Source organism: Clostridium sp. CM028 (assembly GCF_030585565.1).
Classification (GTDB): domain Bacteria; phylum Bacillota; class Clostridia; order Clostridiales; family Clostridiaceae; genus Clostridium_AD; species Clostridium_AD estertheticum_B.
The window spans coordinates 3,426,262-3,452,712 of sequence record NZ_CP077766.1 but is presented as its reverse complement, the minus strand read 5'-3'; the positions used below and the strand labels follow the sequence as shown (position 1 = coordinate 3,452,712).

Annotated in this window: 24 protein-coding genes; 2 read left to right on the top strand and 22 right to left on the bottom strand. The window is 31.7% G+C overall.

The features are described 5' to 3' along the window. Window positions 1-81: 81 nt before the first annotated feature. The 6 genes from KTC94_RS16245 to KTC94_RS16220 form a co-directional block, all read right to left on the bottom strand. Entirely contained in the window at window positions 82-1,323 is a 1,242-nt protein-coding gene (locus KTC94_RS16245; protein ID WP_220286696.1) for a HAMP domain-containing sensor histidine kinase, read from the bottom strand. A 6-nt stretch (window positions 1,324-1,329) separates the two neighbouring features. Then, entirely contained in the window at window positions 1,330-2,025 is a 696-nt protein-coding gene (locus KTC94_RS16240; RefSeq protein ID WP_216301647.1) for a response regulator transcription factor, read from the bottom strand. A gap of 243 nt (window positions 2,026-2,268) precedes the next feature. After that, window positions 2,269-4,770, bottom strand: coding sequence for an ABC transporter permease (locus KTC94_RS16235; RefSeq protein WP_220320210.1), 2,502 nt, complete (start codon window positions 4,768-4,770; stop codon window positions 2,269-2,271). Between the two features lie 13 nt (window positions 4,771-4,783). Next, window positions 4,784-5,470, bottom strand: a complete 687-nt coding sequence (locus KTC94_RS16230; protein WP_216301645.1) for an ABC transporter ATP-binding protein — start codon at window positions 5,468-5,470, stop codon at window positions 4,784-4,786. Window positions 5,471-5,860: 390 nt separating this feature from the next. Then, window positions 5,861-8,359: an FtsX-like permease family protein gene (locus KTC94_RS16225; protein WP_220286694.1), complete on the bottom strand. Its 2,499-nt coding sequence runs from the start codon at window positions 8,357-8,359 to the stop codon at window positions 5,861-5,863. An 11-nt stretch (window positions 8,360-8,370) separates the two neighbouring features. Further along, entirely contained in the window at window positions 8,371-9,057 is a 687-nt protein-coding gene (locus KTC94_RS16220) for an ABC transporter ATP-binding protein (protein WP_216301643.1), read from the bottom strand. Window positions 9,058-9,306: 249 nt separating this feature from the next. Between KTC94_RS16220 and KTC94_RS16215 the strand changes: the two genes are divergently transcribed. Further along, window positions 9,307-9,609, top strand: coding sequence for a hypothetical protein (locus KTC94_RS16215; protein WP_220286693.1), 303 nt, complete (start codon window positions 9,307-9,309; stop codon window positions 9,607-9,609). Window positions 9,610-9,672: 63 nt separating this feature from the next. Here KTC94_RS16215 and KTC94_RS16210 read toward each other — a convergent pair whose 3' ends face one another. The 16 genes from KTC94_RS16210 to KTC94_RS16135 all read right to left on the bottom strand — a co-directional run bounded on the left by KTC94_RS16210 (window position 9,673) and on the right by KTC94_RS16135 (window position 24,097). Next, window positions 9,673-10,434 carry a hypothetical protein gene (locus KTC94_RS16210; RefSeq protein WP_220286692.1) on the bottom strand — a complete coding sequence of 254 codons (762 nt, stop codon included), beginning with the start codon at window positions 10,432-10,434 and terminating at the stop codon, window positions 9,673-9,675. Next, window positions 10,434-11,129: an ABC transporter ATP-binding protein gene (locus KTC94_RS16205; RefSeq protein WP_216301640.1), complete on the bottom strand. Its 696-nt coding sequence runs from the start codon at window positions 11,127-11,129 to the stop codon at window positions 10,434-10,436. The genes KTC94_RS16210 and KTC94_RS16205 overlap by 1 nt, the downstream gene beginning before the upstream one ends. After that, window positions 11,122-11,499: a GntR family transcriptional regulator gene (locus tag KTC94_RS16200; RefSeq protein ID WP_216301639.1), complete on the bottom strand. Its 378-nt coding sequence runs from the start codon at window positions 11,497-11,499 to the stop codon at window positions 11,122-11,124. Before KTC94_RS16200 ends, KTC94_RS16205 begins: the two co-directional genes overlap by 8 nt. Window positions 11,500-11,645: 146 nt before the next feature. Then, window positions 11,646-12,596, bottom strand: a complete 951-nt coding sequence (locus tag KTC94_RS16195; protein ID WP_220286691.1) for an ABC transporter permease — start codon at window positions 12,594-12,596, stop codon at window positions 11,646-11,648. Continuing rightward, complete coding sequence (locus KTC94_RS16190) at window positions 12,589-13,509, bottom strand: ABC transporter ATP-binding protein (RefSeq protein WP_216301637.1); 921 nt, start codon at window positions 13,507-13,509, stop codon at window positions 12,589-12,591. The genes KTC94_RS16195 and KTC94_RS16190 overlap by 8 nt, the downstream gene beginning before the upstream one ends. 37 nt (window positions 13,510-13,546) lie before the next feature. After that, entirely contained in the window at window positions 13,547-14,308 is a 762-nt protein-coding gene (locus KTC94_RS16185; protein WP_220286690.1) for a hypothetical protein, read from the bottom strand. Then, window positions 14,308-15,003 carry an ABC transporter ATP-binding protein gene (locus KTC94_RS16180; RefSeq protein WP_216301635.1) on the bottom strand — a complete coding sequence of 232 codons (696 nt, stop codon included), beginning with the start codon at window positions 15,001-15,003 and terminating at the stop codon, window positions 14,308-14,310. The genes KTC94_RS16185 and KTC94_RS16180 overlap by 1 nt, the downstream gene beginning before the upstream one ends. After that, window positions 14,996-15,373 carry a GntR family transcriptional regulator gene (locus tag KTC94_RS16175; RefSeq protein ID WP_216301634.1) on the bottom strand — a complete coding sequence of 126 codons (378 nt, stop codon included), beginning with the start codon at window positions 15,371-15,373 and terminating at the stop codon, window positions 14,996-14,998. Before KTC94_RS16175 ends, KTC94_RS16180 begins: the two co-directional genes overlap by 8 nt. A gap of 158 nt (window positions 15,374-15,531) precedes the next feature. Then, complete coding sequence (locus KTC94_RS16170) at window positions 15,532-17,220, bottom strand: [FeFe] hydrogenase, group A (RefSeq protein WP_220286689.1); 1,689 nt, start codon at window positions 17,218-17,220, stop codon at window positions 15,532-15,534. Window positions 17,221-17,224: 4 nt separating this feature from the next. Then, a complete protein-coding gene (nuoF, locus tag KTC94_RS16165; protein ID WP_216301632.1) occupies window positions 17,225-19,099 on the bottom strand; it encodes an NADH-quinone oxidoreductase subunit NuoF in 1,875 nt (624 codons plus the stop codon). Between the two features lies 1 nt (window position 19,100). Next, window positions 19,101-19,577: an NAD(P)H-dependent oxidoreductase subunit E gene (locus KTC94_RS16160; RefSeq protein ID WP_220286688.1), complete on the bottom strand. Its 477-nt coding sequence runs from the start codon at window positions 19,575-19,577 to the stop codon at window positions 19,101-19,103. Window positions 19,578-19,682: 105 nt separating this feature from the next. Next, on the bottom strand, window positions 19,683-20,321 hold the full coding sequence (locus KTC94_RS16155; RefSeq protein WP_165413177.1) for an ABC transporter permease: 639 nt from the start codon (window positions 20,319-20,321) through the stop codon (window positions 19,683-19,685). A 16-nt stretch (window positions 20,322-20,337) separates the two neighbouring features. Beyond that, window positions 20,338-21,291 (bottom strand): ABC transporter ATP-binding protein, encoded by a 954-nt coding sequence (locus KTC94_RS16150; protein WP_220286687.1) that lies wholly within the window; start codon window positions 21,289-21,291, stop codon window positions 20,338-20,340. Between the two features lie 32 nt (window positions 21,292-21,323). Further along, the gene (locus tag KTC94_RS16145) at window positions 21,324-22,262 is read right to left on the bottom strand and encodes a glycine betaine ABC transporter substrate-binding protein (protein ID WP_220286686.1); all 939 of its coding nucleotides are present in this window, start codon (window positions 22,260-22,262) and stop codon (window positions 21,324-21,326) included. 28 nt (window positions 22,263-22,290) lie between these two features. Next, window positions 22,291-22,935, bottom strand: a complete 645-nt coding sequence (locus tag KTC94_RS16140; RefSeq protein ID WP_253198047.1) for an ABC transporter permease — start codon at window positions 22,933-22,935, stop codon at window positions 22,291-22,293. A 187-nt stretch (window positions 22,936-23,122) separates the two neighbouring features. After that, window positions 23,123-24,097 carry a D-glycerate dehydrogenase gene (locus KTC94_RS16135; protein ID WP_220286685.1) on the bottom strand — a complete coding sequence of 325 codons (975 nt, stop codon included), beginning with the start codon at window positions 24,095-24,097 and terminating at the stop codon, window positions 23,123-23,125. A gap of 280 nt (window positions 24,098-24,377) precedes the next feature. Here KTC94_RS16135 and KTC94_RS16130 point away from each other — a divergent pair, with 280 nt between their 5' ends. Continuing rightward, a complete protein-coding gene (locus KTC94_RS16130; RefSeq protein WP_220286684.1) occupies window positions 24,378-26,228 on the top strand; it encodes a sigma 54-interacting transcriptional regulator in 1,851 nt (616 codons plus the stop codon). Window positions 26,229-26,451 lie beyond the last annotated feature (223 nt).

Below are 26,451 nucleotides of genomic sequence, written 5' to 3'. Positions count from 1 at the left end.
AGACTCAAAATACCAATAAAAATTATTATATCATAAAACACTGGATAATGATGGGCATTACCACTTTTTGTTGCTTTGTATTCACCATTTAATAAATGTAATAATAAATCTGGTTCCTATGTCAACCTTACTTCGAACTTCTATTATTCCATTATGTGCTTCAACTATCGATTTTGAAAGGGCTAGCCCAATTCCAATAGACTCGCTTTTCTTAGAGTTTTTTGCTTTATAAAACCTTTTAAATATATTAGGCAAATCCGTATCACTTATACCTTCGCCTGTATCTTCTATTATAATTCTTGCATACAAAGCATTTTCCATAAGCTCCAAGTTTATGATTCCGCCAGGTTGAGTGTGTTCTATAGCATTCTTAATAATATTAATAAGTGCCTCTTGAAGCCACAACCTATCATGTGCAAAATTTATCTCTTCTTTTTCATTAAAAATAATCTTAACCTGGCAATCATTTGCCTTACTTTCTAAAGCCTCTATTGAATCTTGCAATGTTTCATTTAAGCTTTGTTTTTCTTTTACAATTTCTATTGCTTTAGCGTCCAGTTTAGCAAGCTTAAGTATATTCTTTATGAGCCAATTCATCTTTTCTAGTTGATTTTGATTATTTAATAAAAATGCCTCATTTTGCTCTCGAGGTAGCTCCTTTGTACCCATAATATCATTATATAAAATTACAGATGAAAGTGGAGTTTTTAGCTGGTGGGATATATCTGATAATAAATCCACTAGAAATTGTTTCTCCCGCCTAAGATCGCTTAAATTACTCCTAATGATTTCCCTCATAGAGTTAAAAGAAATTGCTAATTTTGAAAAATCTCCTTCTCTGTTTTCATTAATATCTATGTCGTAATCGCCTTCAACTACCCTCTTTGCGGCGTAGGTTACTCTTCTTATCCTTTTATAAAAAAAACTATATTGAACATAATTAAGTATAAGTACTATAGCACCCATAAGAATAAAAATTAAAATAACTGTGTAGTTATTCTTTATAATAGTTGTGCTCACATATGGGAAAAGTTCATTCTCTAAATCCTCGCTTAACCCATACTCTCTTAAAAAAGCACTTCCTTTTATAGCTTCTTTCCTAGAAATTTCTTTTGTAATAAGAGGTATAATTTCCTTTTCCATTTCCGGATTTTTCTCTATCATTCTTTCGCTAATTACTCCTAAACTTTTTATATAATCAGCCTTTAAGTTATCATGATGCACTTTTAAACATAATGATGTAATGATCAAAAATAAAGTCATTAAAAACAAAAGAACCGCCGTACTTATTTTTAGCTCAGAATTAACAAAATATCTTCTCATACTAATCTACCCCTTAATAATCTCCTTATTCCACTTGTACCCTAGCCCACGTTTATTGACTATATATTGTGGTTCCCTCGGGTTATCTTCTATTTTATCTCTTATTCTCTTAATATAAACAGATAGTGTATTTTCATCAAAGAAAGGATCTTCCCCTTCTAATAATTCACACAATATCTCATCCCTCTTCATTAGAACATTAGGTTTATTCATAAATATTAATAAAAGTTTATATTCTTGCGCCGTAAGATTTATGACTTCACCATTTTTCCACACTGCTGATTTTATATTATCAACTAATATATTTTCACTTTTCATTGTACTTTTTATAGATATATTTTTAGAGTTGCGCCTTATTAGTGCCTTTATTCTTGATAAAAGTTCTCTTACGCGAAATGGCTTTGTTATATAATCATCCCCACCTATTTCAAGTCCCTGAACTATATTAACCTCATCATCACAGGCTGTTAAAAATATTATTAGCACATCACTTTTGCTCCTTATGTACTTACATAATTCATATCCATTTCCATCAGGTAAATTAACATCTAATAAAATCAAATCAAACTTTTCTAAATGGAATAATTTTTTTCCACCTTCTACTGTTGCGGCTCTAGAAACTTCGTAGCCACCATCTTTTAGAGAAAACTCTATGCCAAGGGCTAGTGATTCATCATCTTCAACTAATAATAATCTATTCATCTCGTTCACCTCATCCTAAATATTGTTAAGTAACACATTAATAATACCTCAATTATGTCTTAAGTTAAAGCTAATGTATATAGAATTTCTTACCAACTTGTCTTATTTCATTGGAATTCATGTTACAATTAACATATAAATAAACTATAATTAAACAAGTACTTATATAATATTACGGTACAAATTTAAGGCATGTTAAAAAAAATTCATGATTTACTATATAATAAAAAACAGAGAAGATTATTAATAATCTTCTCTAACTGCCTCTATTAAGTTTTCTTTTTTAATTCTTGAAAGTGGTGATAATACTGAAATATAACTTATTACTATAGAGAAAGTTCCCGCAATAGCTATTGCCTCCCATGGCACCATCCATCGCATCACTCTAAATCCACCCATTGCTTTGAACAACATAAAGGATATGCCGCAGCCTATTATACAGCCATATATAGCACCAACAATGCCGTAGAGAAGTCCTTCTAGCACAATCATTTTCTTTAAACCCTTTTGAGTTAGCCCTATGGATTTTAATGTAGCAAACTCTCTTTTTCTGAGGATAATATTTGTTGTTAATGTATTTATAATATTAACACTTCCTATTAATGAAACCACTAGTACAAATCCATACAATAATATTTTGATCATTAATATTGAAGATTTATCTTGTCTATTTTCATTTATATTATTTATTACCGTTAAAGAATTATTTGATTTTATGGCAGCTTCTATTGATATTTTCGCTGCATCTTCATTTTTTACATCTTTAAGAACTATTTTTAAGTTTTTAGGTTTAATCTCCTTAATATCTGTTAATTTCTTTCCCATTTCTTCTGTTGTGATTATTTTTAATCCATTTGAAGATCTCCAATAATCAAAAGGTTCATTAATAATTGCCATAACCTTTACTTTATTAACTTTGCCCTTGCCAAATTCAACCTTTGTTGCTTTATTAGAAAAACGCTCATTAAAAGAAGCATCATATTGTAGGTCTATTTCATCTCCTACTTTTACATCTGCTAGTGGTCCAACATACACTTTCTTTGTATTTTCATCATATACTGTATTTTTGTTAATTAAGATTACTCCATTTTCACTATTTAGTTTTTCTATATCAATATTTCCTGACTTTAGATATTTTTTAGAAACTTCTAGTGAATCCTTATCATAAATTGAAATGGAACTTTCTATAAGGGTTTTCTCCACTCCATCTAAAGTTGATTTTTTGTATATATTTTTCATATCTTGAATTTTCTTAACTTCACTGTTTTTACTTATTGTCATATCGAAATTATAGGTACTGAACGATCCATATACCTTATCAACTGAATTCAGTGCTTTAATATCATCTTCTATTTTACTATTTATGAAGTTTTCTGTTGCATCCCTATTACTTATAACTGTGAAATGAATGTTTTTTAATTCATTAAGATCGGATGATATATTAAGTGACATATCCATGAAGGATTTAAAAGTGACAAATAACACCACACTTATTACTATTGAAAAAACAGTTATCCTATATCTTTTTCTATTTCTCTTTATATTTTTAGCAGCCAATGCTCCTTCAAACCCAAATATTTTTTGAATAACTCTATTCTTTCTTCTTTTTATTTTCTCCTTTGTTATAGAAGTTCTACCACTTATATCATTCAGTGGTGAAATTCTGCCTGCGAAATATGCTGGCACGAGTGCTGATAGGTATATCGCTATAAGACCTACAGCTACACTTATGCATAAAATCATAGGTGATATAGAAATTTTCATAGGCATAAGTGAACCTACATCAATTAATTTAAATGCAATGCTTATTCCATATATAGCTATAATACTGCATATGAGACCTAGTGGAATAGCTATTACTGCGAGGATTGTTGCTTCTCTTAGGACAATCTTTCTAATTTGTATTGGAGTAGTTCCCACTGCTCTTAAAAGTCCAAACTGTTTAATTCTTTCCACAACGCTTATTTGAAATGAATTATATATTACGGCTATTGTTGAAATTAAAACTATTCCAATTATTATTGCTAAGGTTTCAAATAATTCTCTAGAATTTGAATCACCCGCTCCTTGCATTCGTAGCAAATTATCGTTTTCCGTAACGGTATCTTTCTCCCCTAACTGCTTTAATTCATTCACGGCAGTTTTTAAGTTTGTTTTTGAGCTTATTTCTACCAGTAACGCCGCATTTTGCTTGTTAATATTATTATTTTTAGATAAAATTGATCCATTACCATCTAACTGATTTTGTACATTATCCCCGAGTATTCCTACAAGAGTATATTCTTTCTTGTCAACTTTAATTTTATTTCCTACTTTAACATCCTTATCAATATGTGACAAAACCCACTTTTCCATTGCTACTTCATTTTCTTTTTCTGGCAATCTCCCTATCTTTGTTTTATAAGGAAAAAGTTCTAAAGCCTTATCTGTTGCTGTTATTACGTTAACAACTAATTTATCACCTATCTTTATTTCTTTACTTTTAATATACAATCCAGACCTCGCCACTTTAGGGTTATTAACTATTTTAGAGATTAACTTTTCATTCGTTTTTTGAAATGCTAAATGATAAGCACCTCCCCTGTTTATAGCCTCCTGTATCTTCGCATCTTGCATTCCTTTAAAGAAAAGACCTATTGTTGATATAAGTGCAACTGATAGCATTATTCCAATAATCGTAAGTGCGGTTCTTTTTTTGTTTTTCTTTAAATATTTACCTGTGAGCTGTTTATAACTAGTTATCATCTCTTTCCCTCCCCTAGTTTACTTTTAAGTTTTTGTCCGAAGTTATTTCACCATCGTAAATGGTAATAACTCTATCTGCCATGTTTGCTATATTAACATCATGGGTAATAAGTATTAGTGTTTGATTATATTTTTTAGCAGTAAACTTTAATAATTCCATAACATCTTTTGAATTCTTAGTATCAAGATTTCCTGTTGGTTCATCTGCAAGTATTATTGACGGCTTATTAAATACAGCTCTACCAATTGATATCCTTTGCTGTTGACCCCCTGATAATTCTGATGGAAGATGATTTTTCCGCTCGCTAAGTCCTAATACTTTAATAAGCTCTTCTAAATAGATTTTATCCACCTTATCATTATCAAGTAAGGCTGGAAGTGCTATATTTTCCTCTACATCTAAAATAGGTAGTAAGTTATAAAACTGAAATACAAAACCTATTTTTCTTCTTCTAAACACTGCAAGTTTTTCTTCCTTGTAATCATAAATGCTTTCTCCATCAATAACTACATTGCCAGATGTTGGTCTATCTAGTCCTCCGAGCAAATGAAGAAGTGTACTTTTTCCAGAACCTGATGCTCCCACAATTGCTACAAACTCACCCTTATCAACTGATAAATTTATATTTTTAAGTGCATCCACCTTGTTTTCGCCTTTTCCATAAGTTTTATTTAAATTTTCAACCTTTAAAATTTCCATTTATATCTCTCCTTTTTTCTTTTCTCATCACTATAACCATATTATACTTCACTCACCACTTTCACTCCATGTCACTCAACTTACAAATAAAAAAGTTATCTTACAGTACCGTAAGATAGTCTAATAAAACCAATAACTCAAAAAACAAAAACACCTGAATAAATTTCATATTCAACCTGGTGTTTTATATTTTATTTATACTATTATGCTATATCTCTTTTAACAAAGGCCAAATATGCATATATTTTGACCAATTAAATGTAGCGAGTACCATTGCTACGATATTCCCCACAGTTAAAATAAAAACTCCAATGCCGACAGCCATTAATATTAAATGCTCCACCTGAAACCGTGAAAACAGAATTCAATATAATATTAGTCGTATTTTGATTAATAATCTTCTCTAACTGCTTCAATTAAATTCTCTTTTTTAATTCTTGAAAGTGGTGATAATACTGAAATATAGCTTATTGCTATAGAGGCGATTCCCGCAATAGCTATTGCCTCCCATGGCATAATCCATCTCATCTCTCTAAAGGCACTCATTGATTTGAACAGTAGAAATGATATGCCGCAGCCTATTATTGATCCATATATAGTACCAATAATTCCATAGAGAAGACCTTCTAGTACAATCATTTTCTTTATACCCTTCTGAGTTAGCCCTATGGACTTTAATGTAGCAAACTCTCTTTTTCTAAGAATAATATTTGTTGTTAATGTATTTACAATATTAACACTACCTATTAAGGACACTACTAGTATAAATCCATACAATAATATTTGGATCATTAACATTCCGGATTTTTCAGTTCTATTATTATCTATATTATTTATTACCATTAAAGCGGGGTTTGATTTTATGGCATTTTTTATTCCTATTTTTCCTGCTTCTTCATTTTTTACATCTTTAAGAACTATATTTAAGTTTACAGGTTTAATGTCCTTGCCCTCGGTTAATTTCTTTCCCATTTCTTCTGTTGTGATTATTTTCAATCCATTAGAGGTTCCCCAATAATCAAAAGGCTCACTCTCAAGAATTGCCATAACCTTTACTTTATTAACTTTGCCTTTACCAAATACAGTCTTTGCCTTAGCGGCTTCCCCTTCCTCAGAAGCATCATATTGAAGAGCTATTTCATCTCCTACTTTTATATTTGCTATTGGTCCGAAATAATCTTTCTTTGTAGCTTCGTCATGTATTCTATTTTTATTAATTAAGATTACTCCATTTTCACTATTTAGTTTTTCTATATTAATATTTCCTGACTTTAAATATTTTTTAGAAACTTCTAGAGACTCCTTGTCATATATAGCGATAGAACTCGCTATAAGGGTTTTCTCCACTCCACCTAAAGTTGTTTTTTTATATATATTTTTCATGTCCTGAATTTCTTTAACTTCACTATTTTTGTTTACTGCCATGTCAAAAGAATATTGATTATATTCTTTATATACCTTATCTACAGACTTTAATGCTTTAATATTATCTATAGTTGTGTTTTCGGGGTTACCTCCAACAGTATTTTGAAAAACTGTGAAGTGACTGTTTTTTGATTCATTAAGATTTGATGATATCTTGAGTGACATATCCATCAAAGATTTAAAAGCAACAAATAACACCACACTTATTACTATAGAAAAAATAGTTAATCTATATCTTTTTCTATTTCGCTTAATATTTTTAGCTGCTAATGCTCCCTCAAACCCAAATATTTTTTGAATAACTCTATTCTTTCTTCTTTTTATTTTCTCCTTTGTTATAGATGTTCTACCACTTATAGCATTCAGTGGTGAAATTCTTCCTGCGAAGAATGCTGGCACTAGTGATGATAGGTATATTGCTATAAGACCTACTGCTGCGCTTATGCATAAAACCATAGGTGATATAGAAATTTTCATAAGTATAACTGAATCTGCTCCAATTAATTTAAATGCAATATTTATTCCATATATAATTATAATGCTGCATAGTAATCCTAATGGAATAGCTATTGCCGCGAGGATTGTTGCCTCTCTTAGGACAATTTTTCTAATTTGAATTGGAGTAGTTCCCACTGCTCTTAAAAGTCCAAACTGTTTAATCCTTTCCACAACACTTATTTGAAATGAATTATATATTACGGCTACAGTGGCTATTAAAACTATTCCAATTGTTATTGCTAAGGATACATATAATCCTTTAAGACCTGAACCAGAATCTCCTGCTCCCTGCATTTTTAGCAAATAACTGTTTTCCTCAACGGTATCTTTCTCACCTAACTTCTTTAATTCGCCTACGGCAGTTTTTAAGTTTGTTTTTGAGCTTATTTCTACAAGTAACTGTGCATTTTGTTTATCAATATTATTATTTTTAGATAAAATTACTCCATTACCATTTATTTGATTTATTACACTATCCTTAAGTATTCCTACAAGAGTATACTCCTTATTACTAACTTTAATTTTATTCCCTACTTTAGCGTTTTTATCAATAGATGGTAATATCCACTTTTCCATCGCTACTTCATTTTCTTTTTCCGGCAATCTCCCTATCTTTGCTTTATATGGCAAAAGTTCTAAAGCCTTGTCTGTTGCTGTTATAATTTTACCAGCCAATTTATCCCCTAGCTTTGTTTTTTCGCTTTCATTATACAATCCACTTCTAGATACTTTAGGATTATTAATTATTTTAGATATTAACTTTTCATTGGTTTTTGTAAAAATTAAATGAGAAGAACCATACATATTTTTAGCATCCTGTATCTTCGTATCCTGAATTCCTTTAAGGAAAAGTCCTATTGTTGCTATAAGTGCAACTGCTAACATTATTCCAATAATCGTAAGTGTGGTTCTTTTTTTATTTTTCTTTAAATATTTCCCTGTGAGCTGTTTATAACTAGTTATCATCTCTTTCCCTCCTAGTTTACTTTTAAGTTTTTGTTCGAAGTTATTTCACCATCGTAAATGGTGATAACTCTATCTGCCATGTTTGCTATATTAACGTCATGGGTAATAAGTATTAATGTTTGGTTATATTTTTTAGTCGTAAATTTTAATAATTCCATAACATCTTTTGAATTCTTAGTATCAAGATTTCCTGTTGGTTCATCTGCAAGTATTATTGACGGCTTATTAAATACCGCTCTACCAATTGATATCCTTTGCTGTTGCCCCCCTGATAATTCTGATGGAAGATGATTTTTCCGCTTGCTAAGTCCTAATACTTTAATAAGCTCTTCTAAATAGATTTTATCCACCTTCTCATTATCAAGAAGTGCTGGAAGTGCTATATTTTCCTGTACATCTAAAATAGGTAGTAAGTTATAAAACTGAAATACAAAACCTATTTTTCTTCTTCTAAACACTGCAAGTTTTTCTTCCTTGTAATCGTAAATGCTTTCTCCATCAATAACTACATTGCCAGATGTTGGTCTATCTAGTCCTCCGAGCAAATGAAGAAGTGTACTTTTTCCAGAACCTGATGCTCCCACAATTGCTACAAACTCACCCTTATCAACTGATAAATTTATATTTTTAAGTGCATCCACCTTGTTTTCGCCTTTACCATAAGTTTTATTTAAATTTTCAACCTTTAAAATTTCCATTTATATCTCTCCTTTTCTCTTTTCCTCATCACGGTATACATATTATACCGCCATAACCATATTATACCGTGGTAACCGCTCATACTCCATATCTCTACACTTACAAATAAAAAAGGTTATCTTACAATTTTGTAAGATAACCTAATAAAGTAGCACTAAAAATGTGTTATAATTTTACCATGTATTTAAATCATAGGAAAACAATATGTATACAACTGAAAGTACAATTATCAGAGGAGATGATGAATCATGGATACGAATATACTAATAGCAATACTACTCTTAGTTCCAGCAGGTCTATTTATATACTTTGATAAAAAGCTATTAATTAGCAGTAAAATACAAACAAAGTTTAAGATAAATAACTTTTTAGGACTATATCTTTTCATATTAATAACCTTGGTGCTTAGCACATTTATAGTTGCAACCTTAGCAATGCTTTTTCATATATCTAGCACTTTTACATATGCGATTCAATCTATGCTAATTGGAGTTCTTTTAGGGTTATTCTCAAATATAAATAAAATATTTAGAAGAAAAAAAAGAATTTAGAAAAGTATTTTAAAACCACCTGGATAAATTTCATATTTATCCAGGTGGTTTTAATTATTTTCCCTATGATAGATCCAATTTTTTATCTATTAGATAGGTAGAGGTTATGAATAATCCTACAAAAGTAATTACCTGAAATATGGCACTCGCAATATTAATATTAAATGCTCCACTTGAAACCGTGAAATCAGAATTCAATATATTATTAGTCGTATTTATTGAAAAATTGCTCAAGTTAATTGTTTGAGGGAATTGCGTTGTAATTTTAGTTGACAGCCAGCCTATTGCAACTGTTAGTATTATAAAATTTATAAAAGAGCCTATTTTACCTAGTTTTTTGCCTTTTAAGGCTACTTTGCCAATAAGCATACAGAAGTATATAACTGTTAGGGAATAAACAATGCGCCATATATATTGAATTATAGAAAATAATATTAGACCACTCTTAATATCTTTTAAAAAGTTTAAATCCATTTCTTCAGGTATTGTCAAATAGAACATTAAAATGGATACAAAAGCAACAATGGATATTTGTATTAAAGCGGTTATCAGCCTGGATGCCATTATCGATACTCCAGATTGTGGAAGTGTAAATAATAGGTAGCCTGAGTCTCCGTGTAAGTATTTACTCATAATCTTTAACGAAGATATAAATATTACTATTATGGCGCCAATAATTAAGCATATAGATAATCCCATTACTGTATTACCGTCCCAGGTATCTTTCTTTGTCATAAGAAATAGGTTAGCAATTATAACAGATATACAAACTCCAATTATGGTTAAAAAAGTTGATCTTAATTCATATTTTATAAGCTTAAACATTATTGAAATACCTCCCTATACAATTCATCGATTGACTTTTTCTTACTAGTTCGTAATTCTTCTGCATTACCTTGAAGCACTATCTCTCCATCAGATATAAATGCTACATCATCAAAAATCCGTTCTATATCATTTACAAGGTGTGTAGTAATTATCATAGAACTATTTTCACTAAAGTTATTAACTATAGCATTTAATATCTTTTCTCTAGTAGTAGGATCTACTCCCCCAAGCGGTTCGTCAAGTATATAAAGCTTTGCAGCTCTCGAAAGTACCAATGTAAGCTTTAACTTTTCTTTCATTCCTTTTGACAGGCTTTTCACAGCGCTATTTTCATCAAGGTTCATAAATACGAGCATTTCCTTTGCTTTTTTTTCATCAAAATCAGAATAAAAGTCCTTAAAATATTTCACTGTATCCTTTACCTTCATCCACTTTAGAAGATACTCATTGTCAGGCAAATATGAAACTATAGACTTTGTATAAACACCAGGCTTTTGACCATTTATGCGTATTTCTCCTTTCGATGGATGAAGTATTCCTGCTGCTATTTTTAAGAATGTAGTTTTACCACTACCATTAGGACCAAGAAGTCCTACAATTTTCCCTGGCATTATATCTAGGTCTACACCGCGCAAGGCTTTTTTAGTTAAATACGACTTGCATATTTTTTTTGATTTTAATATATTATTCATCTTGCATTACCTCCATAGTTTCCTTTGAAACAGATTTAATTATTTCATTAGTAGTAAATCCTAAGCTTTTCATTCTAAGTATAAAAGAATCTATAACTTCCTTTGCCATTTCATTTTTTAAATTATCCACCATATTTTCATTCTCCTCCACAAATGTTCCAGTTCCTCTTTGTGTATAAACAATTCCAAGTCTTTCGAGCTCTTGATAGGATCTTTGAAGCGTATTTGGATTCACATTTAAATTCATTGCCATTTCTCGTACTGAGGGCAGCTTATCCTTTGATTTTAGCTTTCCTGTAACAATATCCATTTTTATAAGGTCCATGATTTGTAGATATATAGGCATTTTATCATTAAATTCTAAATTCATTATTCCATCTCCTTTCAGAAAATACATCGATTTCCTAGTGACATATGTTAATAGTACACTGCAACATTAATCGTGTCAATATGAAAATATAGACCACCTAGATAAATTTTATATTTATCCAGGTGGTCTATATTTTATTTATAATATTATGCTACTATATCTCTTTTTATAAAAGCTGCGTATGCAATAACATTGAAAATTATAAAATAAGCTATCAGTACAGTAATTGAAAAGTTCATTGTCATTCCTTTAACCAATGGCTGTCCATCAATATATTGATTCAAATTCGTATTTGCAAATAGAATATATTTTGACCAATTAAATCTAGTGAGTAGCATTGTTACGGTATTCCCTACAGTTAAAAGAAAAACTCCAATACCTATGGCCATTGCACTATTACGGAAAACTGTAGAAATCATAAATGCTAAAGTAACCATCATAACTAAGCTTATACACTGAAGTCCATAAACCTCCACAATATGTGCTATCATATTAACTTCAGTAATTTTGCCAGCAACATTTGTAAGGAATGGTGTACCTGACCCTTTAAAGCTAAACAATGTTCCTCCAATAAGAAATGAAACTACTAAAAGCACTAAAAGCATGAAAAGAGTGTATCCTAAAACAGAAATATATTTTGAAAGTAGAATTTTCCACCGTTTTGAAGGTCTAATTAGTAATAGTTTAATTGTGCCTCCTGAAAACTCATTGGCTACTATTCCACCACCCATTATAATAGCAAAAAGAGAAATTAAAAATATTAGGCTACTTGCTCCTTCTACAAATCCCCATAACGATTTATCCTGTATAGGTTGTATGTCATTTTTAAGACGATATTCATTAGTTTGTAACTGCTTTGTAATTCCGTCCTTTTCCATTTTAGATATCCCTGGCCTAGCTAATGATTTTTTAATTTCCTGGTTTTGAATTGTTATGTCTGATTTCCAATCACTTTTAGGCGCTTGGGTACCTGTAAATCTAAATAAGAGCCCAACTGCTACTATAATAAGAACTAATATACCCATCATTATCCATGTGCTAACGCTATGAGCAAGTTTCATATTTTCATTACGAACTAGATTTATTATTTTACGCAATTCCATTACCCCCTGTCATTTCTAAGAATTTTTTCTCTAAGCTTTGTTGCACCTTACGAACACCGTAAATTTTAATTCCCTGCTGCACAAGCTTTTCAACTAACCCAGGAACATTTTCTATATTTTCCTTAATTTCAATTTCTTTTTCATTTATTTCTGGTTTATATTTACTACTAAGACTTTCTAAATATGCTTTTGCACTTTCAATCGGCGAAACATCTAGAGCTATAACTGAATCCGACTCATCCTCAAGCATTTCTTTCATATCCTGAATTCTAACCAATTTTCCATTTTGCAGAATTCCTACCCTATCGCACATAAGCTCCATTTCTGAAAGCAAGTGGCTTGATACTATTACTGCAACATTTTCTTCTCTTGCAAGTGTCCGTAAATGATTACGCAATTCATGAATACCAGCAGGATCTAATCCATTAGTAGGTTCATCTAATACCAATAACTTTGGAGAGTTAAGGAGCGCTTGTGCAACCCCTAGTCTTTGACGCATACCTAGTGAATATGTCTTTATTTTGTCATTTATTCTTTTTTCAAGACCCACAATTTTTATAACCTCATCAATACGTTCCTTCTTTAAGTCTGGATACATCCTCCAAAAATGAACAAGATTTTGATACCCAGTTAAATATTTATATAAATCTGGATTTTCAATAATTCCACCGACTTTAACAATGGCTTTTTCAAAATCCTTCTCAACATTTAATCCATCAATATACATTTCACCTTTAGTAATAGACATCAGTCCTAAAAGCATTTTAATAGTAGTAGTTTTACCTGCGCCATTTGGTCCGAGGAATCCAAACACCTCCCCTGAACGCACGTCAAAAGTAAGATCATCTATTATTACCTTTTTACCGATTTTTTTTGTAACATTCTTGATTTGTACTATAGTTTCCATGTTGAACCTCCTTATATGAGTTTTAAATTATTAAATCTTATGATAAATCTAATTTTTTATCTATTAGATAGGTAGTGCTAATGAATAATCCTACAAAAGTAATTATCTGAAATATGGTATCTGCAATATTAAGATTAAGTTCTCCACCTGAACCCATTAAATCAGAATTTAATATACTATTAGTCGTATTTATTGAAAATTTATTCAAGTTCAAGTTTTGAGGTAATAGCGTTGTAATTTTAGTTGACAGCCAGCCAATTGCTATTGATAATATTATAAAAATTATAAAAGAACCTATTTTACCTAGTTTTTTACCTCTTAAGGCTACTTTGCCAATAACCATACAAAAGTATATAAATGTTAATAAATAAACAATGCCCCATATATATTGAATTATAAAAAATAATACTACACTGAGCTTGAAATATTTAAAAAAACTTAAATCTATTTTGTCTATTGAAGTCAAATAGAGCATCAAAATGGATACAAACGCAACAATGGATATTTGAATTAAGGCACTTATCAGCCTTGAAGTCATTATCGCGCTCCCAGATTGCGGAAGTGTAAACAACAGGTAGCCTGAATCTCCATATAAGTATTTGCTCATAATTTTTAATGAAGATATAAATATTACTATCATGGCGCCAATAATTAAGCATGTAGATAATGCAGTTACTGTATTACCACCCCAGGTATCTTTCTTTGTCATAAGAAATAAGTTAGCAATTATAACCGATATACATATTCCAATTATGGTTAAAAAAGTTGATCTTAATTCATATTTTATAAGCTTAAACATTACTTAAATACCTCCCTATACAATTCATCGATTGACTTTTTCTTACTAATTCGTAATTCTTCTGCGTTACCCTTAAGTACTATCTCTCCATCAGATATAAATACTACATCATCAAAAATTCGTTCTATATCATTTACAAGATGTGTAGTAATTATCATGGAACTATTTTCACTAAAGTTATTAACTATAGCATTTAATATCTGTTCTCTAGTAGTAGGGTCTACTCCACCAAGTGGTTCGTCAAGTATATAAAGCTTTGCGGATCTTGAGAGTACCAATGTAAGCTTTAACTTTTCCTTCATTCCCTTTGATAGGCTTTTCACAGTGCTATTTTCATCAAGTTTCATAAACTGGAGCATTTCCTTTGACTTTTTTTCATCAAAATCAGAATAAAAGTCTTTGAAATACTTCACCGCATCCTTTATTTTCATCCAATTTAGAAGATACTCATTATCAGGTAAATATGAAACTATGGACTTTGTATAAACACCAGGCTTTTGACCATCTATTAGTATTTCTCCTTTCGATGAATGCAGTATTCCAGCTGCTATTTTTAAGAATGTAGTTTTACCGCTACCATTAGGACCAAGAAGTCCTACAATTTTTCCTGGCATTATATCTAGGTCTACTCCCCGTAGGGCCTTTTTATTTAAATATGACTTACATATTTTTTCTGATTTTAATATACTATTCATCTTGTTTCACCTCCATAGTTTCCTTTGAAACAGATTTAATTATTTCCTTAGCAGTAAATCCTAAGCTTTTCATTCTAAGTATAAATAAATCTATAACTTCCTTTGCCATTTCCTTTTTTAAATCATCTACCATATTTTCTCCCTCCCCCACAAATGTTCCAGTGCCTCTTTGTGTATACACAATTCCAAGTCTTTCAAGCTCTTGATAAGATCTTTGAAGCGTATTTGGGTTCACCTTCAAATTTGTTGCCATTTCTCGTACTGATGGTAATTTATCCTTTGATCTTAGCTTTCCTGTAACGATGTCCATTTTTATAAGATCCATAATTTGTAAATATATAGGCATTTTGTCATTAAATTTCAAATCCATGATTTCATCTCCTTTCTGAAAGTACATTAACGTCCTAGTGACATATGCTAATAGTACACTAGAACTTTAACGTTGTCAACATAGAATATGTATTTTAAATGTATAATGATACAATTTTACAAAAAAAAACCATCCGTATATGGATGGGTGTTGATTACTCAACTTTTTTTATTGTAGTGTACATGTAATAGTTCATGAACCTTGCCTTTTAACAATCCTGAATATAACGAATTCATTAATGGGTTGTCATCTGTACGACTTATACTATTCATTTTATCTGCTTTATATAATCCAGTACCACGCTTAGATTTCCCTTCTGCTTTTACGAATGGTTGTCCTGCGCCACTAACGCATCCACCGGGGCATGCCATAACTTCTACAAAATCATAATGAGCTTCACCGGATTTTATCTTCTTTATAACGTAATCTGCATTTTTGAGTCCACTTACTATGGCGAATTTTATTACGCGCTCATTTACATTAATACTGGCTTCTTTAACGCCGTTCATACCTCTAACACCATCAAAAGCAAGTGCACGTAATATTGCAATCGGTTGATCCCCTAAAACTTTACGTATAACAGCTTCACTAACACCACCCGTTACTCCAAATATAACCCCAGCTCCACTACTAATTTCAAATGGCATATCTAGTGCCCCAGGTTCTAATTCTGAGAACGCAATTCCTGATTCTTTTATCATATTAATAAGTTCTTGCGTCGTTACTACATAATCTACATTAGGAACACCATTCTTTTTAAATTCATCCCTATTTGCTTCGAATTTTTTTGATGAACAAGGCATAATTGCTACGCTCACAAGTTTTTTATCATCATCTTTGTAATGTTCCTTCAATACAGAAGCAAACATTTGCATAGGAGATTTACAAGTGGAAACATTTTTCATTAAATCTGGATAAGTATTTTGAACATAATTTACCCAGGCAGGGCAGCAAGATGAGAATAGAGGTAAGCTCTCATTATTTTTAAATTTTGAAATAAATTCATTTGTTTCCTCTATAATTGTAAGGTCTGCCCCTACTGAGGTATCAAATACCTTATCAAATCCCATTTTTCTAAGGACAGTTACTATTTTTCCCATTGCATTTTTGCCATCTTCTTGTCCTAATTCCTTGCTCATAGATACCCTTACAGCAGGAGCAATTTGAACTACCACCTGTGTATTCTTATCACTAAGTTCCTTCCAAAGTTTATCTGTAGTACTCCTTACTACAATAGCACCAGTAGGACATACTGCTGCACACTGCCCGCAACCAACACAATTAGAGTCTCCTATAGGTTCATTAAATGCCGTTGAAACAGTCATTTTAGATCCTCTGCCAACAAAATCAATTGCTCCAACGTTTTGTACTTCTGCACACACTCTTACACAATCACCACATAAGATACACTTGCTTGGATTTCTTACTATGCATACAGATGAATTGTCTGGTTCAGGTTCTTTAGCAGTATTTTCAAATCTTACTTTCTTTATTCCGAAACGTTTTGCTAACTCCTGTAGCTTACATGAAGTATTTTTTTCACAGGTTGTACAATCTCTGCAGTGATTTGCAAGCAGTAACTCAAGAATATTCTTTCTATACTTTCTAAGTCTTGGCGTATTTGTATATATATCCATGCCAGCTTTAGGAGGAGTAGAGCATGCGGCCTCAATGCCTCCATGTTTGTTTTCAACCATACACATACGACAAGCTCCATAAACTGAAAGCTCTGAATAGAAGCATAATGTAGGTAATTCGATACCAGCTTTTCTAACTAGTTCAAGAATATTTTTTTCGCCCTTTATTTCTACAGGTACATTATCTATAGTCATAAACTGTCCATTCATTCTATTACTCCTCCTTTATAGCTTTAAATGCACAAGTATCAACACAACTACCACATCTTATGCACTTGTCTTTATCAATTGTAAATGTTCCTTTAATCTTACCTGAGATTGCTCCAACTGGACAAATTTTTGAACACTTTGAACATCCCTTGCAAATTTTTGAATCAATAAATATTGTCTTAAGCTTCTGACATGTTTTAGATTGACATTTTTTATAAGTAATATGAGCTTCATACTCATCACGAAAATTCTTAATAGTACTGACAACTGGTAATGGCGCTGTCTTTCCAAGTCCACATAGTGATGTTGAAGATATGGTATCTGCAAGTTCTAAGAGCATATCTATATCTTCAAGCTTTCCTTTACCTGCAACTATTCCTTCAAGAATTTCAAGCATTCTTTTAGTACCTTCGCGGCAAGGAACACATTTGCCACAGGATTCATTTTTTGTAAAGTTCATAAAGAATCTTGCAATCTCAACCATACAAGTATCTTCATCCATAACTACAAGTCCACCCGACCCTATCATTGCCCCTGCTTTTTTAAGTGAGTCGAAATCTAGTGGCAAATCAAGATCATCTATTGTAAGACATCCACCAGATGGCCCGCCTATTTGTACAGCCTTAAACTTTTTGCCGTTTTTTATTCCTCCACCAATATCAAATATTATTTCTCTTAGAGTTGTGCCCATTGGCACCTCAATAAGTCCTGTGTTTTCAATATTTCCTGTTAAAGCAAACGCTTTTGTACCAGGACTATTTTTAGTTCCAATTGATTTATACCATTCTACGCCTTTATTAATTATTACAGGCACATTAGCAAAAGTTTCAACATTATTAAGAACTGTTGGCTTGCCAAAAAGTCCATTCTCAACAGTTCTTGGAGGTTTTACCCTTGGCATACCTCTTTTCCCTTCAATGGAAGCTGTTAGTGCACTTCCCTCACCACATACAAAAGCACCTGCACCTCTATTAATCTGGATATCAAAACTAAAATTTGTCCCAAGAATGTTTTCCCCAATAATTCCATATTCTTTTGCTTGTTTAATAGCACTCGAAAGTCTATCTACAGCAATAGGATATTCTGCACGAACATATAAAAAACCTTTTTGTGCACCACAAGCAACAGCGGCGATTATCATTCCTTCAATAACCCTATGAGGGTCTCCCTCCATTAGACTCCTATCCATGAATGCCCCTGGGTCACCCTCGTCACCGTTACATACAATATATTTTATCTTTTCCTTTTGGCGCTGTACCTGCCCCCATTTACTACCAGTAGGGAATCCACCGCCTCCACGGCCTCTTAAATTTGATTCATTTATTTGGTTAATAACCTCATCTGAATTCATATCAAATAGTACTTTTTCAAATGCAGAATATCCGCCTATAGCGATATATTCTGCTATTGAAGTTGCATCAATGTGTCCACAATGTTCAAGTGCAACTCTAGTTTGTTTTTTATAAAAAGAAATTTCATTCTGCTTCCTAAATATATGTCCATTTTTGGTATATACAAGTCTTTCAACACATTCATCTTTAACTATAGTTTTATCCACGATTTCTGCGCAATCTTCCATCTTTACTTTTAAATATAAATATCCAAATGGTTCTATTCTTATAAGAGGACCCATTTCACAAAATCCATGACATCCGCTTTTTTTCACTCCAATAGTTTCCTCATGTGGCTCTTTCTCAAGGCTTACTTCACAATTTATGCCCTTTTCCTTTATAATCCTTATTAATTCATCATAAATATCTAGGGATCCACCTGCAACGCAGCCAGTACCAGCACATACAAGAATTTTCTTTTTTTCTTTTGTAAAACTATTTATATAAATATTTCTTGCATTAATTAGATCATTTCTATTATGAAGCATATTATTTTTCCTCCTTAAGAGTATTTAAAAGCTCCATTGCTTTTTCTGGGGTCATAGAACCATGTACTTTATCATTAATACTCATAGCTGGTGCAAGTCCACAAACACCTAGACAAGAAACTGTTTCTAAAGTAAATGTTAAATCATCTGTTGTAGTTTTAGTTTCCGAAAGTTTTAAATGTTCTCTTAGCTTTTCTAATATAGGAGCAGATTTTCTAACGTGACAAGCAGTACCATCACATATTTTTATTATAAACTTACCTTTAGGTTGTAAAGAAAAATTTTCATAAAAAGTTGCCACACTATATATTTTTGCTCTGCTCATACCAAGCTTTTCTGAAAGATACGAGAATACCTCCTTGGGTAAATACCTATAGCATTCTTGGGTGTCCTGCAATATTGCAATAATATTACTAGATTTAAATTTATGATTTTCTAATATAGTATCTAGCTTACTATAATCAAATATTGTATTCATTTTTCTCCCCCTTGTAAATTCAAAAAATACAAATGTATTTTATAATATATCACCTTGGTAACTTTTGCTATAAAACTTCTAGCTATATATTTTAATATAAGAACATCAAACTTCGCATTTACCACTGGCTTTAAAACTAGCCAACTTTTCCAAATATAATAATATTTCATTTGCAACTATTGCAAGTCCTGCAGACATTATAGTTCCCCATAATATTTTAGGAAGGTAATTCATCCTAAGTCCATCAAACAAAATAACTCCTAACCCACCAGCGTTTATTACCGAGGCAATAGTCGCTATGGAAATGGTAGTTACAGTAGCAATTCTTATTCCCCCAATTATTATTGGAAGAGCTAACGGCATTTGTACTTTCAAAAATAACTGAAAAGGGTTAAAACCCATCCCTTTCCCGGCTTCTATAATGGATGAATCTATGGACTTAAATGCTGCGAATATATTTCTAACTAAAATATACTGATTATAAATTACTAAAACGAAAATCGCTGTTCCTTTTCCAAGGCCTAATAGAGGTATTAATAAAGCAAATAATGCTAGACTAGGCACAGAATAAATAACCCCTAAAGAGGATAAAACTACTACAGATAAAACTTTTGACCTTAAAATCAAAAGTGATAGAGGGATTGCAATCACGAGTGATATTGAAATACTTAGTGATACAATTTGAAGATGCTGTAGCAGCAAAGTTAACATATTATCATGATACTTATATAAATACTCTATCATGCACTATCCCCCCTGTTCACTGACTTATTTTTAATTGCTCAAGTGTTATTTTGCCAACAGCTTCATGATTATCCTTCTCAACAATCAAATGATCGATATTTTTTTTAAGAAAATATGCTAACAAATGTTGCAAATCCTCATTTTCATTAACTCTTGTGTCATCTTCCATTGTTTTTGAATCCAAAGGAATCATTACAGAACTCGCACGTACAAACTTAAGTTTTTGAATAACATTCTCTGAAGAGACCAAACGGGTAACAAATTCATTTTCTGGATGAAATAATATATTGTACGGTGTATCGAACTGTTGAATTTTTCCTTTATCCATGATTATTACTTTATCCCCCAATTTGAAAGCTTCATTAACATCATGAGTTACAAAGAGAATTGTCTTATTAAGCTTTTTTTGAATTCTTAGGAGTTCCTCTTGAAGATTTAGTCTAGTTATAGCATCTATCGCTCCAAAAGGCTCATCCATAAGCATTATTTCAGGATCAGCAGCCATAGCTCTTGCTATTCCAACCCTTTGCTGCTGGCCTCCTGATAATTGCCTTGGATATCTTTTTTTGAAATCCTTAGAAGGAATACTCACTAAATCTAACAATATATCAACTCTTTGCGCTATGTCTTTCTTTTTCCACCTTAAAATATTCGGAACTGTAGCAATATTTTCCTCCACAGTCATATGAGGAAATAGCCCAATTTGTTGAATGACATATCCAATTTTCTGCCTATGTTTTTCAGCGGGAATATTTTTAATGTTTTCTTTGAAAAATAATATTTCCCCTGAGGTTGATTCATATATTCTATTTATCATTTTCAAAAATGTAGTTTTACCTGAACCCGAAGTTCCCAGTATTGTTATAAAACTACCTTCTTCAATACTGGCACTTACATCTGTTACAGCATATTGCTCTGAACCCTTAAATTTTTTGCTTACTTTTACAAATTCAATCGCTACCCTTTTCAAAAGATTTACCTCCTTCCGTGTATATCCATTTTCTATTTTGCTAATTCCTTTTCAAAAAAATTCTTAGCTACCTCTGAGTATTCTTTTTTATCTATGTCTACTTCTGAATTTAATTTTATTATTGACACGTTGTCAATTTTGCTTGTAACCTTATTTAAAATATCTTTTATTTGAGGATTCTTTTCAAGAAGGTCTTGCTTTATAACTGGGGCTATGTTGTACGGTGGCCATGCATTCTTATCATCTTCGAGAATCGCAAACTCAGTTTTACTTAATTGTCCTTCTGTTGTATATGCTACAGCAACATCTGCTTTATCATTATGAAGCACATCATATTTAATTCCATTATCATAGATCTTTTCATCTTTAAATTTAAAATCCCCATAAGCCATTGTCAAAGCTTGCAGTCCATCTAATCTTTCATCAAATTGACCTTGCGATGCAAATCTTATACTTCCTGCTCTTTTTTGAAGATCGGTTATAGTGTGTATATTATATTTATCAGAGGCCCTTTTGGAAATCACTAATCCCTGCCCATCATTTGCAGAAGATGGATCAAGCCAAATCAATTTAAATTTCTCCTTGTATTTCGTTGAAACCTCATTATAAACTTCCTTTGAATCAAACTTTGGCTGCTGCTTTAAAACAGATAATAATCCTGTACCAGTATACTCAGGGTAAACATCAATATCTCCATTTACAAGTGAAGTATGAACCACAGCACTACCAAGATTAAATTTTCTGTAAACTTTATAACCTTCTTTTTCTAAAGCAACTGCATATAATTCAGATAAAATTAAAGATTCTGTAAAATCTTTAGATCCAACTTTTATTGTAGGTTTACTTTTAGTTTGGGATGTATTTATATCCCCAGATGAAACACTCTTTTTAGAACAGCCAGTTAAAACTGAAACTGTAACCAAGGCTGTTAATACAGAAACTACGACTAAGCTTTTTAATCTCTTATTCATAACTACTCACTCTCCTACATAGTATTCTTTAGTCTCTTTGATACTTTGTTATACTTTGTTCTAACATAAATAACAACATTTCTGCGATTACCGAAAGCAGTGCAACTGTTGCTCCCCCTATTATTAATATTCTAAAATCATTCATACCAAGACCCGTGAAAATGAAATCTCCTAGTCCTCCAGCTCCTATATAAGATGCTAAAGTCGCACTAGCAATTACTTCAACCGCAGATGTTCTAACTCCCGTAATTATTAATGGAAGTGCTAATGGAATTTCAATTTTATAAAGCATTTTCTTGTAATCCATTCCCATACCTTCAGCACTTTCTAGAACAGATGCATCAATATTTTTTATCCCTAAATATGTATTTATAAGTATTGGTGGTATAGCTAAAATCACAAGTGCCAATAGTGCTGGCAAGTATCCAGTCCCAAGTATTGGCATAACTAGCACTAAGATTGCAAGGCTTGGAATAATCCTAAAAAGATTAAATATATTCATTATAGGCTGTGTTGCTTTTGTGAATTTAGCACATATAATTCCCAAAGGTACCGCTATTATTATACTTATTAAAACTGCTGTAACACTAATATTAATATGAATCCTCACTGCTTCATAGTATTTATCAATGTGGCTTAGTAAATAGTCCATAACCTCATTTAACATTTTCATCTACCCTTTCTAAAAAGTAATTTCTACTTATAACTTTATTTATTGAGAATGTCTTAAAAGTATACTAATACATATAATTGTATGAGCTAATGTACTAAAATAATTACACTTATCACAAAAAATTATAGCAGCCAATTTATATATAAAAAACTATAAACTGGCTGCTGATCAAATTATAATACATTTTCTATTTTTGTAATTCTGGTACAATATTAGGTGGTATTTCTCCTTGCAGTGCTTTAACAAGATTTTGAGCAGCCATCATAGCCATATCAAAACGGGTCTTTTGCGTTGCTGATCCTATGTGTGGAACCGTAACTACATTTGACATTTTAAGCAGTATATTTTCAGGATTAACTGGCTCTTTTTCATACACATCCATACCTGCGCCATAAATCTTTTTACTTTGAAGTGCTTCAATTAAGGCCTGTTCATTTACTGTTTGACCCCTAGAGGCATTGATAAATATAGCAGTATTCTTCATTATATTGAATTCCTCAAAATCTATAAGGTGGCGCGTTTCATCATTAAGTGGAGTCATTAATACAATGAAATCAGATTTAGCTAGAAGTGATTTAAAATCGCAATATTTAATGCCTAGTCTTTCTTCTACATCTTTTTTTCTGTTTCTGTTGTAGTAGCAAACTTCCATATCAAATCCAAGCTTTGCCCTTTTAGCTACTGCTTCTCCTATTCTACCCATACCAATTATGCCTACTGTTGAGTGGTGTACATCTGTTCCATAGAGTGTTTCGTTATCATCTCTAGTCCATTTACCTTCCTTTACATATCTGTCTAATTTCGCAATTCTCCTTGCACAAGATAACATCAGTCCAAATATTAAATCTGCAACAGTATCATCTAAAACACCTGGAGTATTCGTACCTATAATGTTCCTCTCTTTCATTACTTGTAAATCAAAGTTATTATATCCAACTGTAACATTGCTAATAGCTCTTAATTTAGGAGCCCTATTTAATAGTTCTTGGTTAATACAAAAATCGGATAATAATACACCGTCTTTATCAGAGAGTTTATCTAATAGTTCACTTCTTGAAATTTCTTTTTCTCCCTCCCATTTTTCATAATCACAAAATCGTGCAATATAATTTTCTACTTCTCTAGGTATACGCTGAGCAATGTATATTTTAGGTTTATTCATGATCTTCCTCCTTTAAATTATTATTAATAATAATTTTCACTATTCCTTTTTTTCTTTATTATACATAAAATTACCCTTCAATGTAGATTTTTTTTTATTTATCTACTCTATAATGTATCTTTAAAGAGGTAATATATTTTTATCTTTTTATTAGAGTGGTATAATGTTTCTAAAACATATTGCAAGAAATGCTATGAATGACAATAAATAAACGATACAAAATAATCTAGTATACCCAAGCAAAAATACTAGAATAAGAGTATAGAATGGTGGTAATAATATGAAGGATCCTTTTAATATTATATTTGATGAGGTCTCGGAAGGCCTCATAGTAGTCGACCCAAATGGAGTAATTAAATGTTATAACAGAATGGCTAAAGAGATCTTTGGAATTATATATAACCAGGGCATAGGGCATTCTGCTGGCAGTATCGTAGAAAATGATATTGTAATAATCGCTGATACAATGCTTGGTGAGGATGATGGGGGGCTAACTCTTGAAGACTTAAAAAATATAGGGGTATCCTCTCAAAAATTGAAACAAGGAGATGCCTTTGTTTCAATAGGTATTATGGGAGATAAATCATACAATGGTGTAATAGAATGCACTTCTTCTAGAGAAAGTACTTTGTATCTTGAAAACATATATTCTAAAAATAAACTAACTGCAGCTATTGATTTTTGTAACAGGGTGGCGATTATATCTATAAATGATATTAAATATACACTTAATTATACGAGGTCCATAGGACATATGGTAGTTTTATGCGGCAATACAGGTAAGGTAAAATTTTATCAGGCTAGAGGCTACACCAGTAGGCGAGATGATATAAAAAAGCTCCTTAATGGAACCATATTTGCTTCAAAGGGAGATTATAACTATACAATTGATGTGGTTGGACACAGTATTTTTGATGTTCACCCTAAAGAAACGAATATAAATATTGTAGATTTTGTAGAAGCCGCAAACGGTAAATATATTTCTTATACTAATCAGGTTAAGGACATAAATGGCCGGTCTACAAGATGCTCTTTAGTTCAGCTAAAAGATGACAACAAAATTATAGGTGCCTTATTAAAGGTTCAAGACATAACTGAGCTTGAAAATATAATTAAAGAAAGAGACTATGCCATAGCATCTCTTAATGATGCTGAAAATAAACTTAAAGATTATGACGAATTCAGAAGGATTATTGGACAAAGTGACAGCATAAAGGCTGTAAGAAAGCTTGCCAGAAAGGCATCAGAAATAGATTCTACAGTACTTCTGTTAGGCGATAGTGGTACAGGAAAGGGACTCGTAGCAGAGTGCATACATAAAGGTAGTAGAAGAACTAATAAGCCATTCATATATGTAAATTGCGCTTCTATACCCAAGGAATTAATAGAAAGTGAGCTCTTTGGATATGAAGGTGGCGCGTTCACCGGTTCAAAAAAAGAAGGTAAAAAGGGTCTATTTGAGGTTGCTCATGAGGGGACTATTTTTCTCGATGAAATAGGGGATATACCTTTATATATGCAAGCAAAGCTACTACACGTCTTGCAAAGCAAACGATTTAATAGAGTCGGTGGTACACACTACATAGAAGTTGACGTAAAAATTATAGCTGCAACTAATAAGGATTTAGATATAGCTGTCAATCAGGGAGAATTCAGAAGAGATTTATATTATAGGATTAACGTTTTCCCTATTTTTATACCGCCGTTAAGATTAAGAAAAGAAGATATTTATACGTTGATTATGTACTTGACTCCTAAGATTTGCAAAAGAGCGGGCTGCGAAGAGAAAAGAATATCGGCGGGTGTTATAAAAAAAATGCTTATGTACGATTGGCCAGGAAACGTCAGAGAGGTTGAAAATGTTCTTGAAAGAGCAATAAACGTATCTGATGAGCATACAATTTTTACGAAGGATATAAGCATCATAACCTCAGCGAAAGGCTCAGAAAGCTGTAGCTTTGGATATTCTCTCAAGGGTGCAATCGAAATTGCAGAGCGAAAAGCTATTGAAAATGCACTAAAAATCACAGCTGGAGATAAAACCGAAGCTATGAGGATACTTAACATAAGCAAATCAGGTTTTTACGAAAAACTTAAGAGGTATAATCTTCAAAATAAAATCAATGATTGATATGGATCATTGATTTTATTTTGAACAACATACTTATAAACAAATCAAGTCCAAAACTGTGGAATCAGTCCAAAATATTGGACTCATTCTGAAAATAACACTTTTCGGAGTTCACAAAAATTTAGAACAGATTTTTTTCCAATATTTTGGACGCATTAACAAACTAAATCTTTGATTTATATAACTTTCCTGTATTGGCATGATAATTGCTAATTTATAAATA

Bases quoted from the DNA above. Each gene is read 5' to 3' on its own strand.
- nuoF (WP_216301632.1), bottom strand. From the start codon at position 19,099: ATGCTTCATAATAGAAATGATCTAATTAATGCAAGAAATATTTATATA.
- KTC94_RS16230 (WP_216301645.1), bottom strand. From the start codon at position 5,470: ATGGAAATTTTAAAGGTTGAAAATTTAAATAAAACTTATGGAAAAGGC.
- KTC94_RS16185 (WP_220286690.1), bottom strand. From the start codon at position 14,308: ATGTTTAAGCTTATAAAATATGAATTAAGATCAACTTTTTTAACCATA.
- KTC94_RS16220 (WP_216301643.1), bottom strand. From the start codon at position 9,057: ATGGAAATTTTAAAGGTTGAAAATTTAAATAAAACTTATGGTAAAGGC.
- KTC94_RS16155 (WP_165413177.1), bottom strand. From the start codon at position 20,321: ATGATAGAGTATTTATATAAGTATCATGATAATATGTTAACTTTGCTG.
- KTC94_RS16205 (WP_216301640.1), bottom strand. From the start codon at position 11,129: ATGAATAATATATTAAAATCAAAAAAAATATGCAAGTCGTATTTAACT.
- KTC94_RS16160 (WP_220286688.1), bottom strand. From the start codon at position 19,577: ATGAATACAATATTTGATTATAGTAAGCTAGATACTATATTAGAAAAT.
- KTC94_RS16210 (WP_220286692.1), bottom strand. From the start codon at position 10,434: ATGTTTAAGCTTATAAAATATGAATTAAGATCAACTTTTTTAACCATA.
- KTC94_RS16175 (WP_216301634.1), bottom strand. From the start codon at position 15,373: ATGGATTTGAAATTTAATGACAAAATGCCTATATATTTACAAATTATG.
- KTC94_RS16215 (WP_220286693.1), top strand. From the start codon at position 9,307: ATGGATACGAATATACTAATAGCAATACTACTCTTAGTTCCAGCAGGT.
- KTC94_RS16225 (WP_220286694.1), bottom strand. From the start codon at position 8,359: ATGATAACTAGTTATAAACAGCTCACAGGGAAATATTTAAAGAAAAAT.
- KTC94_RS16135 (WP_220286685.1), bottom strand. From the start codon at position 24,097: ATGAATAAACCTAAAATATACATTGCTCAGCGTATACCTAGAGAAGTA.
- KTC94_RS16130 (WP_220286684.1), top strand. From the start codon at position 24,378: ATGAAGGATCCTTTTAATATTATATTTGATGAGGTCTCGGAAGGCCTC.
- KTC94_RS16140 (WP_253198047.1), bottom strand. From the start codon at position 22,935: ATGAAAATGTTAAATGAGGTTATGGACTATTTACTAAGCCACATTGAT.
- KTC94_RS16235 (WP_220320210.1), bottom strand. From the start codon at position 4,770: ATGATAACTAGTTATAAACAGCTCACAGGTAAATATTTAAAGAAAAAC.
- KTC94_RS16170 (WP_220286689.1), bottom strand. From the start codon at position 17,220: ATGAATGGACAGTTTATGACTATAGATAATGTACCTGTAGAAATAAAG.
- KTC94_RS16245 (WP_220286696.1), bottom strand. From the start codon at position 1,323: ATGAGAAGATATTTTGTTAATTCTGAGCTAAAAATAAGTACGGCGGTT.
- KTC94_RS16200 (WP_216301639.1), bottom strand. From the start codon at position 11,499: ATGAATTTAGAATTTAATGATAAAATGCCTATATATCTACAAATCATG.
- KTC94_RS16190 (WP_216301637.1), bottom strand. From the start codon at position 13,509: ATGGAAACTATAGTACAAATCAAGAATGTTACAAAAAAAATCGGTAAA.
- KTC94_RS16240 (WP_216301647.1), bottom strand. From the start codon at position 2,025: ATGAATAGATTATTATTAGTTGAAGATGATGAATCACTAGCCCTTGGC.
- KTC94_RS16180 (WP_216301635.1), bottom strand. From the start codon at position 15,003: ATGAATAGTATATTAAAATCAGAAAAAATATGTAAGTCATATTTAAAT.
- KTC94_RS16145 (WP_220286686.1), bottom strand. From the start codon at position 22,262: ATGAATAAGAGATTAAAAAGCTTAGTCGTAGTTTCTGTATTAACAGCC.